Source organism: Pedobacter albus (assembly GCF_036324255.1).
In the GTDB taxonomy this organism is placed as follows: Bacteria; Bacteroidota; Bacteroidia; order Sphingobacteriales; family Sphingobacteriaceae; genus Pedobacter; species Pedobacter albus.
In genome coordinates this window covers 405,172-423,324 of sequence record NZ_JAZDQT010000002.1, presented here as the reverse complement: position 1 = coordinate 423,324, position 18,153 = coordinate 405,172, and the positions used below count along the sequence as shown (strand labels likewise).

Sequence of the window (18,153 nt, the reverse complement as noted above, 5' to 3'; positions counted from 1 at the left end):
ATGAGAAAAATAGTTTACGTTTTGCTGTTGATGACCCTGGCCCTGACGGCTTGCAAAAAGGCCAAAACCAGTACAGAGCCAACGCCGGTAACTCCGGTTACGCCTACGCCAAGCAACGAACTGCCTGCAGGTGCCAAAGATGGGGTAGCCTTTATCAATGGGGGTACTTCGGCCATTGTAACTTTGTATGCGCCAGGCAAAACTTCGGTAGCGCTAATCGGCGATTTCAACAATTGGCAGGCATCAGCCTCCTACCAGATGAAAAATACTACCGATGGCAATACCTGGTGGGTGCAAATTGATGGCTTAAACCCCAATACCGAATATGCTTATCAGTTTTTGGTGAACGGCAACTTGAAAGTGGCCGATCCGTATTGCGAAAAAGTACTCGATCCAGATAACGACCCTTACATTACGGCCAGTGTTTATCCGAACCTGCGGGCTTATCCAACGGGCAAAACAACCGGTATTGTAAGCGTCATGCAAGCCAACCAGCCTACCTATACTTGGAAAAATAGTTTTACGCGGCCTGACAAAAACAACCTGGTGATTTACGAATTGCTGGTGCGCGATTTTACGACAGAACACACCTATGCTTCTACCTTGCAAAAACTCGATTATTTGGTTAGCCTTGGCGTTAATGCCATCGAGCTGATGCCGGTAACCGAGTTTGAGGGCAACCTGAGCTGGGGCTATAACGTATCTTATTATTTTGCGCCCGACAAGTACTACGGCACTAAAACCGCACTCCAAAATTTTATTGACGAATGCCATGGCCGGGGCATTGCCGTGATTATGGATATGGTGCTGAACCACTCTTTTGGCCAATCGCCCATGGTGCAGCTGTATTTTGATGGCAACAAGCCCACCAGCAACAGCCCCTGGTTTAACGTTGATGCCAAGCATCCTTACAATGTGGGCTACGATTTTAACCACGAAAGTCCGGCCACCAAATACTTTGTCAAAAATGTAGTGAAGTTTTGGATGCAGCAATATAAGATTGATGGTTTCAGGTTCGATTTGTCTAAAGGCTTTACCCAAAACTACACCACTACCGATGCAGGTTTTGCGGCTTACGATGCCAGCAGGATTGCCATTTGGAAAGAATACAACAATTACATCAAAAGCATAGATGCCAATAATTTCTACGTGATTTTAGAACATTTTGCCGATGCTACCGAAGAAAAAGTATTGGCCGATGAAGGCATGATGCTGTGGAGCAATTTGAACCACGACATGAACGAGGCTACCATGGGCTGGTTGGGGCAATCTGATTTTTCTTGGGGATTTTTTGCCAAGCACGGTTTTGCCAAATCGGAAAATCTGGTCGATTACATAGAAAGCCACGACGAGGAGCGCCTGAACTTTAAAAACATCAATTATGGCAATGCATCGGGCAGCTATTCGGTTAAAGATTTGGCTACGGCCCTAAAACGCCAGGAAATGGCTGCTGCTTTTCTGTTTGCCATGCCCGGACCAAAAATGGTTTGGCAATTTGGCGAATTGGGCTACGATATCAGTATCGATTACAACGGCCGTACCGGCGAGAAGCCTATTAAATGGGACTATTATGATAATGCGCAAAGAAAAGCACTGTACAATGTCTATGCTAAATTAATCAGGCTTAAAAAGAACAATGCTATTTTTGCCGGGCAAAATCCCACATACAGCTTAACGGGAGGCATCAAATACATCAAATTAACCAGCGGAAGCAATACCGTAGTGGTGGTTGGCAATTTTGATGTGGTAAGCCAAACGGCCAATATCGACTTTGGTGCCAACGGTACCTGGACTGATGCTGCTAGCGGTGCCAGCTTGAACATGCCCCTCAGTATTTATTCGGCAACTTTGGCTCCGGGAGAGTATCACATTTACAGCAAACAAACGTTAAATTAAAAGATGTTAAAAAGGTTAGTTATAGTACTGGTATGGTTGAGCTGCGCCATGGCGTTGCATGCACAAGATACCGTACAAAAGGTAGTTCCAAATAGGTTCAACAGCATTGAACAACAACAAAAGCCCTATGTAATCTTAATTTCTATCGATGCCTTTAGGTGGGATCTGGCCGATAAGTACCAAGCCAAAAACCTGCTGAGCCTGAGAGAAGGCGGGGTACAGGCCGAGTATCTGAAACCTTCTTTTCCCTCACTTACTTTTCCGAACCACTACGGTATTGCCACCGGACTTTATCCCTCGCACCATGGCATTGTTGATAATATCTTTTACGACAAGCAACGGGCCATCGTTTACAAGAAATCGGATAAACAGATGGCTATTGATAGCTCTTGGTATTTTGGCAAGCCACTTTGGGTATTGGCCGAACAACAAAAAATGCTGAGTGCCATATTTTATTGGCCAGGTTCGGAAATCTCGATGAATGGCATTAGGCCGACCTACCTTTTTAATTACAACGAAAGCATTCCAGTTGAACGACGAGTGGCCATAGTGAAGAACTGGCTGCAGTTGCCTGCCGAAAAGAGGCCTCACTTTATTGCGTTGTATTTTCCGCAAGTAGACCAGGCCGCCCATAAACACACAGCCGATTCTGAAGAAACCAGAAAGGCGGTACAGCTGGTAGATGATGCTGTTGGTCGGCTGGTGGCTGCGGTAAAAGCCACTGGCATTGAAGCTAATTTTATCCTGCTGTCTGACCACGGCATGGCGGCTATCGACAACGAAAATACCATTCCATTACCTAAGGCGGTTAGCTTAGACCAATTTACGGTAACTCCAGGCAATGCCCTGTTGCATTTATATGCCAAAGATCCATCCTTTGTGAAGCCTACTTATCGGGCCTTAAAGGCCGAAGCCAAAGACTACGATGTGTATTTGAGCAAGAATGTGCCCAAAGTTTGGCATTACAACAAAAAAGAAGACAAATACAACCGAACTGGCGATATTTTGCTGGTGCCACATCTGCCCAAGGTGTTTAACATTAACGGGGTAAAACCTGATAGGGGACAGCATGGCTTTGATCCAGCTATACCCGATATGCATGCCATTTTTTATGCTTGGGGACCAGCTTTTAAATCGGGGCTGAAAATCCCGGCTTTCGAAAACGTGAATGTCTATCCTTTAATCGCACACATCCTAGGCTTAAGCTACACCGAAAAAATTGACGGCAAACTCAAGGTGCTGCCGCCGATTTTGAAAGAAAAGCAATAGGTTTAGAGTTGGCAGTTTTCAATTTTCGGTTCTCAGTTTGCAAGCCTTCAGCAGTTTTCACTTTTTCTTCATTCCTTAATGGTTAAAACTGGCGCGTTGCTTATAGTCCATTGTCCATGGGCCAATCGCTAAAATGGTAACAATTTCAGTGCTTTTGTAAAATGTGCTTTCAAATTTTGATATTTACTTATCAAGCAAACCAAAACTATATATGAAGAAAATATTTACGACAACTTTAATTGCTTTAACCATAGCCGGATTTGCCCAAGCGCAACAACGCGGACAAGGGCAGAACCCACAGCGTCAGGCTGGAGCGCCCGCACCAACTGCGCCAGTGGTAAAAGAAGATGCGCCACGTGCTGCGCCAGCATCGGGATCGTCGAGAACGATTAACCCAGAAAGCTCGGTGGTTACCAACCATAGCGTAACCATTAAAGGCAAAACCATTCCTTACAAAGCCACTACGGGCACTTTGCCGGTTTGGGATGAAGAAGGCAAGCCGATTGCGGGCTTGTTCTATACTTACTATGAGCGTTCTGATATCCAAAACAGAGATAGCAGGCCATTGGTAATCTCGTTTAACGGCGGTCCGGGCTCGGCATCGGTATGGATGCACATTGCCTATACCGGTCCAGTGGTTTTAAATATCGATGACGAAGGTTATCCAATTCAGCCTTATGGCTATAAAGACAACAGTTCTTCCATTCTCGACATTGCCGATATCGTTTACATCGATCCAGTGAATACGGGCTACTCCCGTACCACAAACAAAGATGTACCGGGTAGCAAATTCTTTGGCGTAAGGGCCGATATCCGTTATTTGGCCGAGTGGATCAATACTTTTGTAACCCGCAACAATCGTTGGGCATCGCCTAAGTTCCTGATTGGCGAAAGCTACGGCACGACCCGCGTTTCGGGTTTGGCCCTAGAGCTGCAAAGCAACCAATGGATGTACCTGAATGGCGTAATTTTGGTTTCGCCAACAGAATTGGGCATTGAAAGAGGAACCGTGATGGATGCTGCTTTGCGCCTGCCTTACTTTGCGGCCACGGCGTGGTACCACAAAATGTTGCCTGCCGACCTGCAAGGCAAAAAACTGCAGGCCATGTTGCCAGAAGTGGAGAAATTTACGGTTGATGAGCTGATTCCAGCCATAACCAAAGGCGGCTTCCTACCAATGGATGAAAAGAAAAAGATTGCGGCCAAAATGGCAAGATATTCGGGTATCTCTGAAAAAGTGATTTTGCAGAACAATCTTGATGTATCAACCAACCTGTTCTGGAAAGAGCTTTTGCGCGATAAAGGCTATACCGTTGGACGATTGGATTCGAGATACAGAGGCATCGATAAGGCTGATGCCGGCGATGGACCGGATTACAATGCCGAGCTTACCTCTTGGCTGCATTCGTTTACACCAGCCATCAACATGTACCTGCGCAATGAGCTGAACTACAAAACCGATTTGAAATACAACATGTTCGGTCCGGTAAACCCTTGGGACAATACCGGCAACCGTACCGGCGAGAACCTGCGTGCAGCCATGGCGCAAAACCCATACCTGCACCTGTTGGTACAATCGGGCTACTACGATGGTGCCTGCGATTATTTCAATGCCAAATACAATATGTGGCAAATGGATCCAAGTGGCAAGCTCAAAGACAGGATGACTTGGGAAGGCTACGAAAGTGGCCACATGATGTACCTGCGTAAGCCAGATTTGGCCATGGGCAATGATCACATCAGGGAGTTTATCCAAAAGGCCTTGCCTAAACCGGGCGTGCCTGCTAAGTTCTAAACTATTAACTAACCTAAATAAACCTAAGGCCTGCGGTAACGTAGGCCTTTTTTGTTAGGCTAATGTTTGTGAATTGATTGAGCGAATGATCCGATATTCTTTGTCCAATTTTTAAACCGTCTACTTTTGTTGAAGAAAGGGCGATAGGCATGGCTTTAACGCTTTTCGTTGCAGGTCAGAACTTTTTGGAGTAAAAAGAAAGACAAGGCAAAAATTTGTTGTATTATGTTTCGGGATTATTCCTTACTTTTACAGCCCGCTTATGGAACAGATTAAAACATCATTTGATTTCGAAAAGCCTTTAGCTGATTTAGTGCAGCAGATAGAAAAGGTAAAACAAGTTGCCGAAAAAACCAAAGTAGACATGTCTGCAACTTTGGCCGAACTTGACGAGAAATTGGCCGAAACCCGTGCAAATCTTTATACAAACCTAACAGGTTGGCAAAAAGTGCAGATGTCGCGTCATGCCGAACGTCCGCAAACTTTAGATTACATCAACCTGATCTGCGACGATTTCATCGAGTTGCATGGCGACAGGACTGTAAAAGACGACAAGGCGATTATTGGCGGCTTTGCCAGCATTGACGGACAAACGGTAATGATTATCGGCCATCAAAAAGGAAAAAACACCAAAGAGCGCCAATACCGCAATTTTGGTATGGCCAACCCCGAGGGCTACAGAAAAGCCTTGCGTTTGATGCGTTTGGCCGAAAAATTCAACAAACCAGTTATCTCTTTTATCGATACCATGGGTGCTTATCCAGGTTTAGAGGCAGAAGAGCGCGGACAAGGTGAAGCCATTGCGCGAAACTTGTTGGAAATGTCGGTATTGCGCGTGCCTATCATTTGCTTTGTTGTAGGTGAAGGTGCTTCAGGAGGTGCTTTGGGCATTGGCATTGGCGATAACGTTTACATGTTGGAGCATACCTGGTATTCGGTAATCTCGCCAGAATCTTGTTCTTCGATTTTATGGAGAAGCTGGGATTTTAAAGAGAAAGCCGCCGAATGTCTTAAACTGACCTCGGAAGATATGTACGCCAACAAATTGATCGACGGCGTGGTGAAGGAGCCACTAGGCGGCGCACATCAAGATCCGTTGCTGATGGCGCAGACCTTGAAAGAGCAGATCTTAAAAGACCTGAAAACCTTAAAGAAACAAAGTCCGGATAAACTGATTGCCACCAGGATTGAGAAATTCTGTTCGATGGGCGTAGTGAACGAAGGATAGTAAAAACATACAATTTTGAAAAGGCCATCTTGCAAAAGCAAGATGGCCTTTTTGTTGGGCCGACTTTTTATCAGGCTTAGCCGAACGTACATGGTTCGCCTTTTAAATGATACCGCAGTAAAAAGCCCCAGCTAACCGAATTAGATGGGGCTTTCTTGTTAGATAGGGCCGAAGCCCTATTTTTATCTTGCGCCTGGTGCAGGGCCGAAGAACTGCGCAAACCTGCCATACAATTGGTTGTATTGATTGTTTACCTCGTCGGCAAGCTTGGTTTGCTTGTACTCGTTTGCCACCTCGGCCATTGGTTTTAAGCCATACATCAACCCAATTTGGATATTCTGTCCGCCGATTAACTGATCCTTGCTTTTCGATACGTCGGCCAGGTAACCTATTTCTTTGCCAATATAATCAGCCGATTTTCTGATAAGGTTGTTCGCTTTTTCGGTTTCGCCCAAAATATAGAGGTTTTGAGCCATGGTTGGCACGCCCATCATCGTACGCATGCTGTAAATTTTGGTCGGCATCACTTCGTCGTACCTGCGCATTACTTTTTTCGCATCTTCCATTCTGCCCGCTTTGATGAGGCCAGTGGTTAGGCTGTTGAAGATGTTGTTGAAGATCGAAATGTCGTCGGTCGATTGAGAATCCAAGTAACGGGCAGTTTTAATGTTGCCCCATTTAAACTTGTTCATCACGTGGTTGTACATCGGATCTAGGTTAATAGCCTGTTCGCCATTGCTGGCTGTATCAGGTTGCAATGGCAATAACCTTAGTGCCAAGCCTTCGTTGTACAGGTAATTGTCTAAACCATTAAATTGCTCTGACGGTACGGTGCTACAGAAATAAACCGGTCTTTTCCAGTTGTTGTGCGCCAAGATGTCGAACATGGCCAAGGTACCTTTGGTTACATAGCCTTTGTTGAACTTCCACACCATTTCTGGGGCAATTTTCGATAGCTCTGAAGCCGGTACGGTACCCGTGCTTACCACTTCTTGTGGGTTGATGGTCAGTTTGAAGTTCTTGGTTGGAATAAAGTTGGTGGTTGAGCCATCAGACAAAGGCATTTTATCATCTTTATCATCCGACAGCAACAAGTCTACAATCTGTTTCAACTCTACCGGATCTTTAATTTGGTAGTCTTTGTAATACATTACGTCCCTTTCGCCAGCCACATACTGCGATTCTTTCATGGTAATAGGCAACGGCTCCGATTGATGAACTTTTTTGCGCATGCCGTTAATGTACCAGTCTGTATCAAACAAGCTCAGGTTAACCAAACGGATATCCGGACGGATGTTTTCTACCTCTTGTGCATACCACAGCGGATAAGTATCGTTATCGCCATAAGTAAACAAAATGGCATTAGGCGCACATGATTCCAGGTAGCTTACGGCAATATCGTGGGCAACCATTTTGGTCGAACGGTCGTGGCCGCGCCAGCCTTGGGCACCCATCAGTACCGGAGCGCAAGCGATGGCAACTACCGTTGCGCCAATAGCACCGGCTTGCGGCGTCAGTTTTTTAAATATCCATTCTTTAATGGCCAATACGCCCAGGCCTATCCAAATGGCAAAGGCATAGAAAGAGCCCACATAGGCATAATCCCTTTCCCTAGGCTCCATAGGTTTCTGGTTCAGGTAAAGCACAATGGCAATACCGGTAAAGAAGAAGAGCAACGCCACGATGCCGCCATCTTCTGGCTTGCGCGTAAAATGCCAGATCATGCCCAGCAAGCCCAATATCAATGGCAGGAAGAAGAAACGGTTATAGGAAGTACTATCCTTAATTGATGGAGGCAAATTGGTTTGGTCGCCTAATGTAAAGGCGTCTATGGCTTTAATACCACTTAACGAACGGCCTTCGTACAAGCTGCCTTGGCCTTGGTCTTCGTTTTGGCGACCGGCAAAATTCCACATAAAATAGCGGAGGTACATGAAAGCAGACTGGTAGCGTAAAAAGAAAGCCACATTGTCTATCGTGTTCGGGAAGTGCTGGTCGTCAAAGCCCATAAAATCCTTGTAATAGTTGATGTGGCGCTGCTCGTCGCTGTACATCCTCGGAAACAATACTTCGTGCTGCAAGCGACGGATACTATCTGGAAAGGTTTCGTTCTCTCCGTAAATATGTTTGCTCTTTACACCGGCAATCTCATATTTGGTGGCGCCTTTTCTGTAGATGTTTCCTTGGTCAACGCTAATAGGCATCGAACCATCCTCCTTGTATTTAGGGATAGAGTTGTAGTTTGGTCCAACCAACAAAGGCCTATCGCCATATTGCTCACGGTTCAGGTAGCTCAAGAAAGAGAAGGCATTGTCAGGATCGCTGTTGTTCAAATTAGGTTTGGCCTGTGCCCTGATCAAAATCATGGCAAATGAACCATAGCCAAAAATAATCAGCGTGGTTGACAGCAAAGCCAGGTTGAGGATTTTCTTTTGATGCTTAATCGAGTACCTGATGCCGAAAACCAAGCCACCAACCAGTAACACGATAAAGAAAAGCACGCCGCTTCCGAAGCCCAAGCCCAAAGTATTCACAAAGAAAAGGTCGAAATAGGCACCGAAAGAAACCAGGTATTGGATAATGCCGTACTGAACCACGGCCAATATCAATATGCCGACAATGAAAGTTTTGATGATACCAGTAAGCGTAGGTTTGCTGGTTCTTCGGAAATAATATACAAAGGCAATAGCCGGAATGGTTAGCAAGTTGAGGATGTGGATGCCGATAGACAAGCCCATGATATAGGCGATGAAAAGCAACCAACGATCGGCACGGGGCTCGTCGGCAATGCTGTCCCATTTTAAAATGGCCCAGAAAACAATAGCGGTACATAGCGATGATAAGGCATAAACCTCAGATTCAACTGCCGAGAACCAGAAACTGTCTGAAAAAGTATAGGCTAAGGCACCTACTGCACCTGCGCCCATGATACTGATCAAGGTAGCCTTGCTGATGGCTTCTTTGCCTTTAACCAACACTTTTTTGGCGAGTGCGGTGATGGTCCAAAACAGGAACAAAATGGTGGCACCGCTGGCAATGGCCGAGCCTACGTTCATAAAATAGGCCACTTTGGTATTGTCGCCCATGGCGAAAATAGAAAAGAAGCGTTGGATCATTAAGAACAGGGGCGCGCCCGGCTGGTGTACAACCTGCATTTTTAATGCCGAGGCAATGAACTCGCCGCAGTCCCAAAAACTCACAGAAGGTTCAAGGGTTAAAATATAGGTTAGCGTTGCAATGAAGAAGCAGATCCAGCCAACGATGTTGTTTGTTTTCGAATAGTTCATTTTATAAATGGATGAAATAAATGCCTTGTGCACATGATAAGGCTGCCGAAAATAAAGAAATAGATTGAAATAAGCATAAACATTTGAGCTCTTTTAACAAAAATTAACCCGTAGAAAAGGTTTGTAGCGGGCATGGAGGTTGCCCGAAAAAATATTTTCACTTTTTTTTAATTCTGATTTGCAGAAATAAAAAATGTGCGTACATTTGCATTCCATTTCGGAACGAAAGTATGTTGAGATGGAAGATTGTCCGATAGTATAAGGGTAGTACAACGGTTTTTGGTACCGTTTGTCTTGGTTCGAATCCAGGTCGGACAACAAATTTTTTTCGGATTGTGAATATTCGCAATCCGATTTTTTTTAACCAGCATTGATACCCGCAAATCATGCCATTGCAATTTAACCCAGTTAAAATTTTTGCCGGAACGGGCACTAAAGATTTAGCTAAACAAATTGCCGACGCTTACGGCAAACCACTAGGAGACGTAACTTTAAGTCGGTTCAGCGATGGCGAGTTTCAACCTTCTTTTGACGAATCAATCAGGGGTTGCGACGTGTTCCTGGTTCAGTCTACCTACCAGCCTTCCGACAATTTAATGGAGCTTTTGCTCATGGTCGATGCCGCCAGAAGAGCTTCTGCGCATTACATCACCGCTGTGGTTCCTTATTACGGATTGGCCCGTCAGGATCGTAAAGACAAGCCTCGTGTAGCCATTGGTGCCAAATTGGTTGCCAACCTATTGAAAGCAGCGGGTATACACCGTATCATGACCATGGATTTGCATGCGGCTCAAATTCAAGGTTTTTTTGATATTCCGGTTGATCACTTGGATGGTTCGGTCATTTTTGTGCCTTACATCAAAAGCCTCGGCCTTGAAAACCTAACCATCGCTTCGCCAGATATGGGCGGTTCGTACCGTGCCCGTACCTTTGCCAAGTTTTTTAATGCAGAGGTGGTGATTTGCGATAAACGCCGTAAACGCGCCAACGAAATCGAATCAATGTCGATTATTGGCGATGTAACCGGTCAAGACATTGTACTGATAGACGATATCTGCGATACGGCCGGAACATTGGCCAAAGCCGCTGCCCTGATTATGGACAATGGTGCCAAAAGCGTAAGGGCCGTTTGTACGCATCCGGTGCTTTCGGGCAAAGCCTACGAAACCATCGAAAACTCTGTGTTGGAAGAACTGATCGTAACCGATACCATTCCGTTGAAACAACAGAGCGATAAAATAAGAGTGCTGAGCACTGCCAAGTTGTTTGCAAAGGCCATTGCCAATGTAAACGAACATGGTTCAATCAGCGATTTGTTTAGGGTGTAGCGTATAGGGTAGGACGTATTGCGTACAGCGTTCAAAACGCTTAGCGCCAAGTGCCAAACTAAAGAAGAATTAATAACAATTAATATATATATATCAAAAATGAAAACAATCGCAATTAGCGGTTCTCTTAGAGAGAACGTAGGGAAACGCGATGCCAAAGAACTTCGCTACGAAGGTAAAGTTCCTGCGGTATTGTATGGTGGTAAAGAGCAAGTGCACTTTTCAATTACCAGAACCGACTTGAACGAAGCTATCTATTCGCCAGAAGCTAACTTTGTTGAAATCGAAGTAGACGGTAAAAAAGTAAAAGCTATCGTAAAAGATACGCAATTTCACCCACTAACCGACTTGTTATTGCACGTAGATTTCTTGCAGTTATTTGACGACAAAGAAATCATGATGGAAATTCCAGTTAAATTGACCGGAACTTCTCCAGGTGTTAAAATGGGTGGTAAATTGGTTCAAAAATTACGTAAACTACGCTTGAAAGCATTGCCTAAAAACATGCCACAAGTAGTTGAGGTAAGCATTGCCAAAATGGAAGTTGGTAACTTGTTCCGCGTACGCGATTTGCAAGCTGCGGATTACTTCGTAACCAACACGCCAGAAGATACTATCGTTTCTGTAGGTATGTCAAGAGCATTGAAACAAGCAGAAAACGAAGCTAAAGGAAAATAATCTCCAATAGCAGTATGCAACAGAGCGGTACAGAAGAAATTTTGTGCCGCTTTTTTGTTGGCCAGCTTGATTACACTTTCGAAGTTTTTAAAACTTCGAAAGTGTGCATAAAAAACCGCCAAAAAAACTGCCAACTGATTCTTATCTTTGCGCCATGAAGTACCTGATTGTGGGCCTCGGAAATATTGGGCCAGAATATGTAGATACACGCCACAACATTGGCTTTAACATTGCCGATAAGCTGGTAGAAGAGCAGGATGGCAGCTTTGAGCTGCTTAAATTGGCCTATTATGCCGAAGTAAGCTTTAAGGGCAAAAAACTGCATGTCATTAAGCCTAGTACCTATATGAACCTGAGCGGCAAGGCCGTAAACTACTGGATGAAGGAATTGAAGGTAGCCCCCGAGAACGTGTTGGTGCTGGTTGACGACCTGGCCCTGCCTTTGGGCAAGCTCAGGATGAAACTACAGGGCAGCAGCGCTGGCCACAACGGTCTTAAAAGCATAGAAGAACTTTGTGGCGGACAAAACTACGCCCGCCTGCGCTTCGGCATTAGCGATAACTTTAGAAAGGGCCAACAAGCCGAATACGTATTGGGTCGCTTTGATAAAGACGAGCAAAAAGAACTGCCAACCTTAATCAATAAAGCTGTAACCATGATCAAAAGTTTTGCCACCATTGGCGCGGCGCAAACCATGACCCTTTACAACAAATAAAATCCGTCCCTTTATTTTAAGCTTATCGGGTAAAGCGGCTTATTTTCTGATGCAGCACATTGGGCTTAAAGGGCTTGCCTACAATATCGTTGGCGCCTGCCTCAATGGCAATTTCACGATCCATATCTAACACTCCTGCCGAAAAGGCAATAACCGGAATGTATTGTTTGCCTGGTATATAGCCGGCCCTTATTTTCTTGGTTGCTTCCAAGCCATCCATTACCGGCATGTAAGTGTCCATTAAAATCAGGTCGTAGTCGTTTTCTCTGAGCGCATCTAAAGCTTCCTGCCCGTTGGTGGCTACGTGCGTAGTTACTTTCCAGGCTTCCAAAATCTTTACCACCAAGAACTTGTTGATGGGATTGTCTTCGGCTATCAGTATGCGCACGCCTTCCAAACTTGGCAGTTCGGTAGCTACATCGCTTTCCTTTGCATTTTTTTTGCCCTCCACAAATTCGTACCATTTGGTAAAGCTAAAGGTACTGCCTTTGCCTTCTTCGCTTTCAACTTCGAGTACGCCGCCTTTCAGTTCGGCCAGTTTTTTCACAATAGAAAGGCCTAAGCCGGTACCGCCATATCTCGAAATGCGATGGTCTTCAACTTGTTCAAACGATTCGAAAATCTTGTCCTTAAAATTGGCGGCAATGCCAATTCCGGTGTCTGATATCGAGAAACGGATATGTGCGTTGTTGCTTTTTTTGTTCAGCACTTCGGCTTTGAACCTCACTTCGCCTTCGTTGGTAAACTTAATGGCATTGCTGAGCAGGTTCATAAAAATCTGGTTCAGCCTGAGCGAATCGGCAATAATTACATCTGGTAGGTTTTCATCTAGGTCTAATACCAAAGCAATGTTTTTTTCCTTGGCCCTGATGTTGAGCAGGTTGGTGGCCTGCGTGGTGAGCAGCCTGATGTCGGTTTCGGCAAAGTTCATCCTGAATTTACCCGCTTCGATTTTGGAGATGTCCAGGATATCGTTGATCACGCCCAAAAGCGATTCGGATGAAACCTCCAACAGTTCGAGCATTTCCTTTTGCTGTTCGTCGAGTTTGCTTTTTTTGAGCAGATGGGTGAGGCCGATAATGCCATTAATCGGGGTGCGGATTTCGTGGCTCATGTGTGCCATAAAGTTTTCTTTGGCTCTTTTGCCTTGTTCGGCTTCTTCCTTGGCCTTGATCAAGTCGGCCTGAAAATGCTCCAGCTGCAGGTTTTTCTGCTTGATTTCGCGCTGGCTGCGTACCACCTGGATAAAAGAATCGACCTTGGCCGAAGTAATATAAGGATCAAGTGGTTTGTAAAGGTAATCTATGGCGCCAACATTAAGGCCTTTAATGGCATATTTGGTTTCGATAGAAATGGCCGTTACAAAAATGACCATGATTTCTTGGGTACGCGGATTGTCCTTTAAAATCTCGACCAGTTCAAAGCCATCCATGCCCGGCATTTGCACATCAACCAGGGCTATGGCAATGTCCTTTTCCCAACAAATGCGCAGGGCTTCGTTAGGGAGGGTGGTGGTGATGATATTGATATCTTCCTGATGCAGCAGCGCTTCTAACGCAACAATATTTTCAGCCTTATCATCCACAATAAGGAGGTTAATTTTATTCATAGCGCTATATTATTTTTTGATAGATGTTGTTTTTTTTATCGATGACCTTAAAATGTTTGAGGAGGTCTGTATTCCTGATGGTTTCCTTGCTACCCAGACACAGGAAGCCGAAAGTGGCCAAGCTGTTGTAAAAGAGCTCTATAACCTTGGTTTGAAGCTGGGTATTGAAATAAATCAGCACATTGCGACAAACAATGACCTGAAATTCGTTGAAAGGGCCATCGGTTACCAGGTTGTGTACAGAAAACAGGGTGTTTTTTTTCAATGCGCGTATCATCGAAGCAGCATCGTACTTGGCCGTGTAATAGGTGCCAAGCGAATGGATGCTGCCCGTTGCGCGGTAGTTTTCCGAATAGAGTTTCATTTGGCGCAGGTCATAAATCCCCTCTTTGGCCTGTTCAAGGGCATTTGGATTGATGTCTGTACCATAAAAGAAGCTGCGTTGATATAGATGGTGCTCTTTAAACAAAATGGCAAATGAATATAATTCCTCACCGGTTGAGCAACCAGCGTGCCACACTTTAATATGTTGGTAAGAACTGAGGTAGGGGATGGCATGTGTGGCAAAGGATTTGTAGAAAGCAGGGTCCCTGAACATTTCGGTAACGTTCACGGTAATTTCGGTTAAAAAGTGGTCGAAATAATGCTGATCATTGGTCAATATGTTTACCAAATCGGCATAATCCAACCTTTCGAGCTCCATAATCCGGCTTACCCGTCTTTTTAAAGAAGCCGTGCTGTAGTTCTCAAAATCGAAGCCATGCACCTTTTTGATCAAGTGGATCAACGAATGCAGCTCTTTTTCGGAGATGGTTTCCTTGGTGGGATCAGACAAGTTTCTCATGGTTCTAGTTAGCTAAGCCAAACGCGCATCATCGACAAGAGCTTGTCAACATCAACAGGTTTGGAAATATAGTCGTTGGCTCCGGCCTCAATACATTTTTCACGGTCGTTTTTCATCGCCTTTGCGGTAAGCGCAATAATAGGCAGCTTTTCAAACTGCTTATCCTGTCTGATGCGGCGCATGGCCTCATAGCCATCCATTTCGGGCATCATGATATCCATGAGCACCAAGTCAATTTGTGGATGTTCTTCCAGCCGTTTAAGCGCTTCTACTCCCGTATTGGCAATGACGATGTTAATTTCGTAAAATTGTAGCGCACTTGAAAGGGCAAAAATATTACGCATATCATCGTCGGTAATTAAAATGGTTTTGTCTTTGAGGGCTTTCTCTAACGTGGTGGCTCTTTTTTTGCCAGGCACTTGTGGCGTTAGGCTTGCCTGATCATGCTTGCCCTGTTTTTGCAACCTGTTCATAAAGAGGCTTACCTCGTCGAGCAGGCGGTCGTTAGATTTCTGGCTTTTAAGCACCATGGCCTCGGTATAGCGCATAATCTGCGCCATTTTTTCCTTATCCAATTCCATGGCCGTGTTAATAATGACCGGAATGTGCGTCCACGCCGGATTGGCCTTGATCTGGTCTAAAAGGTCGAAGCCAGAAATATCGGGCAGTTTCAAATCAAGGATGATGCAATCGAAAGTCTGTTCTTCCAAAATAGCGATGGCTTCTTTGCCGGTGTAGGCCTGCGAAACTTTGACACCTTTTTGGATGAGCTGTTCTTTAAGCGTATTGCTTTGCAGCACTTGGTCTTCTACCAACAGCACGTTGTTAAAGGTATAGGCGTGTTGCTGACCCAACAGTTCGAAGGCATGGTCTAGCTTTTCTTTTTCTACTGGTTTCTTTAAAAAGCCAATGGCCCCTTCTTTTTCGGCTTTGGCTACTTTTTCGTCGCCTGCCGACATCATGTGCACCGGAATATGCTGCGTTGCCGGGTTTTCCTTTAATTTTTTAAGGATGGTCCAGCCATCCATGACCGGCAGCATTACGTCGAGTACAATGGCATCGGGCAGCAGTTCGGTTGCCATTTGCAGGCCTTGGTCTCCGCTATGCGCCACCATCGGTGTAAAGCCCTTTTCAATGGCATAGGCTTTTAATATTTCGGCAAAATTCTCGTCGTCTTCTACAATGAGCAAACTATGCTTGCCTTCTATCGGGCTGCGTGTTGCTATGGATAGGTTTGGCAGGCTTTCGCTGATGGGTTGTACGGAAGCCGGCGATGCGATAGGCTCGCTTTTGGTTTCTTTGCTCGAGGTTGCCACCGAGTCTTGCGGAAGGTACAGGGTAAACGTACTGCCCATGCCGGGCTCGCTGTCTACCTGTATTTCGCCACCCAACAAGCTGGCCAGTTCACGGCTAATGGATAGGCCTAAGCCGGTACCGCCGTATTTCCGGCTGGTAGAGCCGTCTTCCTGCTGAAAAGCTTCAAAAATAACGCGTTGCTTGTCTTTGGAAATGCCAATGCCCGTATCGCTAACCGCAAAATACAAAGGCACATTGGCACTGTTTTTTAACTTGCTGTTTGCTCCAAACTGTGCGTTTTGGGCCAGGCCGATGTCGAGTTTAATCTTGCCCTTTTCTGGCGTAAACTTGAAGGCGTTCGAAAGCAGGTTTTTAATGATTTGTTCCAAGCGGCCTTGATCGGTGGTAAATTCTTGGGGCAGATTGGCCGCAAGCTGGATATCAAAATCGATTTTTTTGTTGTTGGCTACCTCGCTAAACAACGATTCGATGTTATGTTTCACCTCGGTCAAATCGGCATGTTGGAGGTTGATGTCAATATTGCCCGATTCGATTTTAGAAAGATCCAGAATATCGTTGATGAGGGTTAGCAAATCCGATCCGGCATTGTGGATAACACCCGCATATTTGATCTGTTCTTCCTGCAGGTTGTTCGGCCTGTTTTCTTTTAAGATACGCGCCAAAATGAGGATGCTGTTTAGCGGCGTTCTCAATTCGTGGCTCATATTGGCCAAAAATTCCGACTTGTATTTGCTGCTCAGTTCCAGTTCCTGTGCCTTGAGGCTAATGGCTTCTTTGGCCTGGTTAATAGAAGCATTGCGTTCTTCAAGTTGCTGTGCCTTTTCTTCGAGTTCGGCATTGGCATGTTGCAGCTCTTCTTGCTGTACCCGCAATTCTTCTTCCGATGCCTGTAGCGCTTCGGTTTTGTAAACCAGCTCTTCGTTGGTGGTACGCAGTTCTTCTTGTTGACTGGCCAGTTCTTCGGCCTGTTGCTGGGTTTGCTCAAAAAGCTGTTTCAGTTGCAAATGGGCCAGTGCGCTGTTGAGGGCAATGCCTATGTTTTCGGCAATGTTGGCAATCAGTTCGAGCTTGTTGGCCTGTGGTTCTATTAAAAAGCCCATTTCGGCTACGGCAATGGTTTTGTCTTCAAAAACAATCGGTACCAGAAAAAGATAGTTGGGTACGGTTTCGCCCAGTGCAGAACTGATTTTGACATAATCTTTCGGAACGTCTTTGATGTACTTGGTCTTTTTTTCTAGGGCCGCTTGGCCTACCAGGCCCTCGCCAAAGCGGATGTTCTTTTTAAGTCGGCCCTCGTAGGCATAGGTGCCGCTCAGGTAAAGCCACTGCTTTTTGTCGTCGACCAAAAACAGGGCACCAATGCGTGCATCGATGTAGTTGCAAATGGTTGAAATGATGTTGTTGGCCAAATCGTCAACCTCCTGTTCGCCACGCATGGCTTCGTTAATTTCGGCTGCGCCGCTCAAAAGCCAGTTGTTGTGTTTGTTTTGTGCCGATATTTCGGCCAGTTCTTTATTGGTTTCCAAAATTTCTTTTTCGGTTTCCTTTTGCTGGTCGAAAGTGCGCCTGATGTAGCGCAACAAGAACAGGATAAGGCCAAAAATAACCACCGAGCTTAAAATGACCACGATAATAGTGGTGCGGCTTTTGCTTTCGTTGTTGCTCTTGCGTTCATCGAGCAAGGCCTGTTCGTTTTTAATAAAGGCATTGTTGATCCGGAGGAAATTTTCTTTGGACACTTGGCCAATGCTATCAATGGCCCTTGCCTGTGCCGCCGCAAAGCCTTGGCTGTTTACCTTTTGGACAATCGTTTTCATGTCCTCTACCTTTTGCAGGGCATAAAACTCCAGACTGTCGGCCAATTTGGTTTGTTGCGGATTATCAGAAGTCAGTTTTTTTAACTGGTCTATACTTGGGATAATCCTGTTGATGCTTTTGTTGTAGGGATTTTTATAAGTTCCTTTTTCGGTAAGGAGATAGCCTCTGAGGCCTGTTTCGGCATTGAGCAACTCAATTTCTGTTTTCTCGGCAATGCTGATTACGGCATGCGAATGGCTTACCCATTGCGAGCTTTCGGAAAAGGCTTTGATGCTGAAATAAGAAGTCAGTGCCGAAATAAAAACAAAGAGCAACGAAACAACAAAACCCGTAAGTACCTGTTGTTTAAAAGAAAGCTTAACCATCGAT

The 18,153-nt window shown here is 45.3% G+C and carries 11 protein-coding genes; 7 read left to right on the top strand and 4 right to left on the bottom strand.

Annotated elements, in window-relative coordinates:
* The 4 genes from VRU48_RS11735 to VRU48_RS11720 all read left to right on the top strand — a co-directional run bounded on the left by VRU48_RS11735 (position 1) and on the right by VRU48_RS11720 (position 6,188).
* Positions 1-1,896 (top strand): alpha-amylase family glycosyl hydrolase, encoded by a 1,896-nt coding sequence (locus VRU48_RS11735; RefSeq protein ID WP_330108101.1) that lies wholly within the window; start codon positions 1-3, stop codon positions 1,894-1,896.
* A 3-nt stretch (positions 1,897-1,899) separates the two neighbouring features.
* Positions 1,900-3,165: an alkaline phosphatase family protein gene (locus tag VRU48_RS11730; protein WP_330108100.1), complete on the top strand. Its 1,266-nt coding sequence runs from the start codon at positions 1,900-1,902 to the stop codon at positions 3,163-3,165.
* A gap of 211 nt (positions 3,166-3,376) precedes the next feature.
* Complete coding sequence (locus VRU48_RS11725) at positions 3,377-4,960, top strand: S10 family peptidase (protein WP_330108099.1); 1,584 nt, start codon at positions 3,377-3,379, stop codon at positions 4,958-4,960.
* 262 nt (positions 4,961-5,222) lie between these two features.
* Positions 5,223-6,188, top strand: a complete 966-nt coding sequence (locus VRU48_RS11720; protein WP_330108098.1) for an acetyl-CoA carboxylase carboxyltransferase subunit alpha — start codon at positions 5,223-5,225, stop codon at positions 6,186-6,188.
* 182 nt (positions 6,189-6,370) lie between these two features.
* On the opposite strand, the gene VRU48_RS11715 is transcribed toward VRU48_RS11720, so the two are convergent.
* The gene (locus VRU48_RS11715; protein ID WP_330108097.1) at positions 6,371-9,475 is read right to left on the bottom strand and encodes a glycosyltransferase family 117 protein; all 3,105 of its coding nucleotides are present in this window, start codon (positions 9,473-9,475) and stop codon (positions 6,371-6,373) included.
* Positions 9,476-9,861: 386 nt separating this feature from the next.
* On the opposite strand from VRU48_RS11715, the gene VRU48_RS11710 reads away from it, so the two are divergent.
* From VRU48_RS11710 to pth, 3 genes are all read left to right on the top strand, one after another.
* Positions 9,862-10,803: a ribose-phosphate pyrophosphokinase gene (locus tag VRU48_RS11710; protein ID WP_330108096.1), complete on the top strand. Its 942-nt coding sequence runs from the start codon at positions 9,862-9,864 to the stop codon at positions 10,801-10,803.
* A 99-nt stretch (positions 10,804-10,902) separates the two neighbouring features.
* Entirely contained in the window at positions 10,903-11,481 is a 579-nt protein-coding gene (locus VRU48_RS11705) for a 50S ribosomal protein L25/general stress protein Ctc (protein WP_330108095.1), read from the top strand.
* Positions 11,482-11,635: 154 nt separating this feature from the next.
* Complete coding sequence (gene pth, locus VRU48_RS11700; RefSeq protein ID WP_330108094.1) at positions 11,636-12,196, top strand: aminoacyl-tRNA hydrolase; 561 nt, start codon at positions 11,636-11,638, stop codon at positions 12,194-12,196.
* Positions 12,197-12,218: 22 nt separating this feature from the next.
* Here pth and VRU48_RS11695 read toward each other — a convergent pair whose 3' ends face one another.
* The 3 genes from VRU48_RS11695 to VRU48_RS11685 are packed head-to-tail and all read right to left on the bottom strand — an operon-like array spanning position 12,219 to position 18,149.
* A complete protein-coding gene (locus VRU48_RS11695) occupies positions 12,219-13,805 on the bottom strand; it encodes a response regulator (protein WP_330108093.1) in 1,587 nt (528 codons plus the stop codon).
* A gap of 4 nt (positions 13,806-13,809) precedes the next feature.
* Positions 13,810-14,649 carry a CheR family methyltransferase gene (locus tag VRU48_RS11690; RefSeq protein ID WP_330108092.1) on the bottom strand — a complete coding sequence of 280 codons (840 nt, stop codon included), beginning with the start codon at positions 14,647-14,649 and terminating at the stop codon, positions 13,810-13,812.
* Between the two features lie 8 nt (positions 14,650-14,657).
* A complete protein-coding gene (locus tag VRU48_RS11685; protein ID WP_330108091.1) occupies positions 14,658-18,149 on the bottom strand; it encodes a response regulator in 3,492 nt (1,163 codons plus the stop codon).
* Between the last annotated feature and the right edge of the window lie 4 nt (positions 18,150-18,153).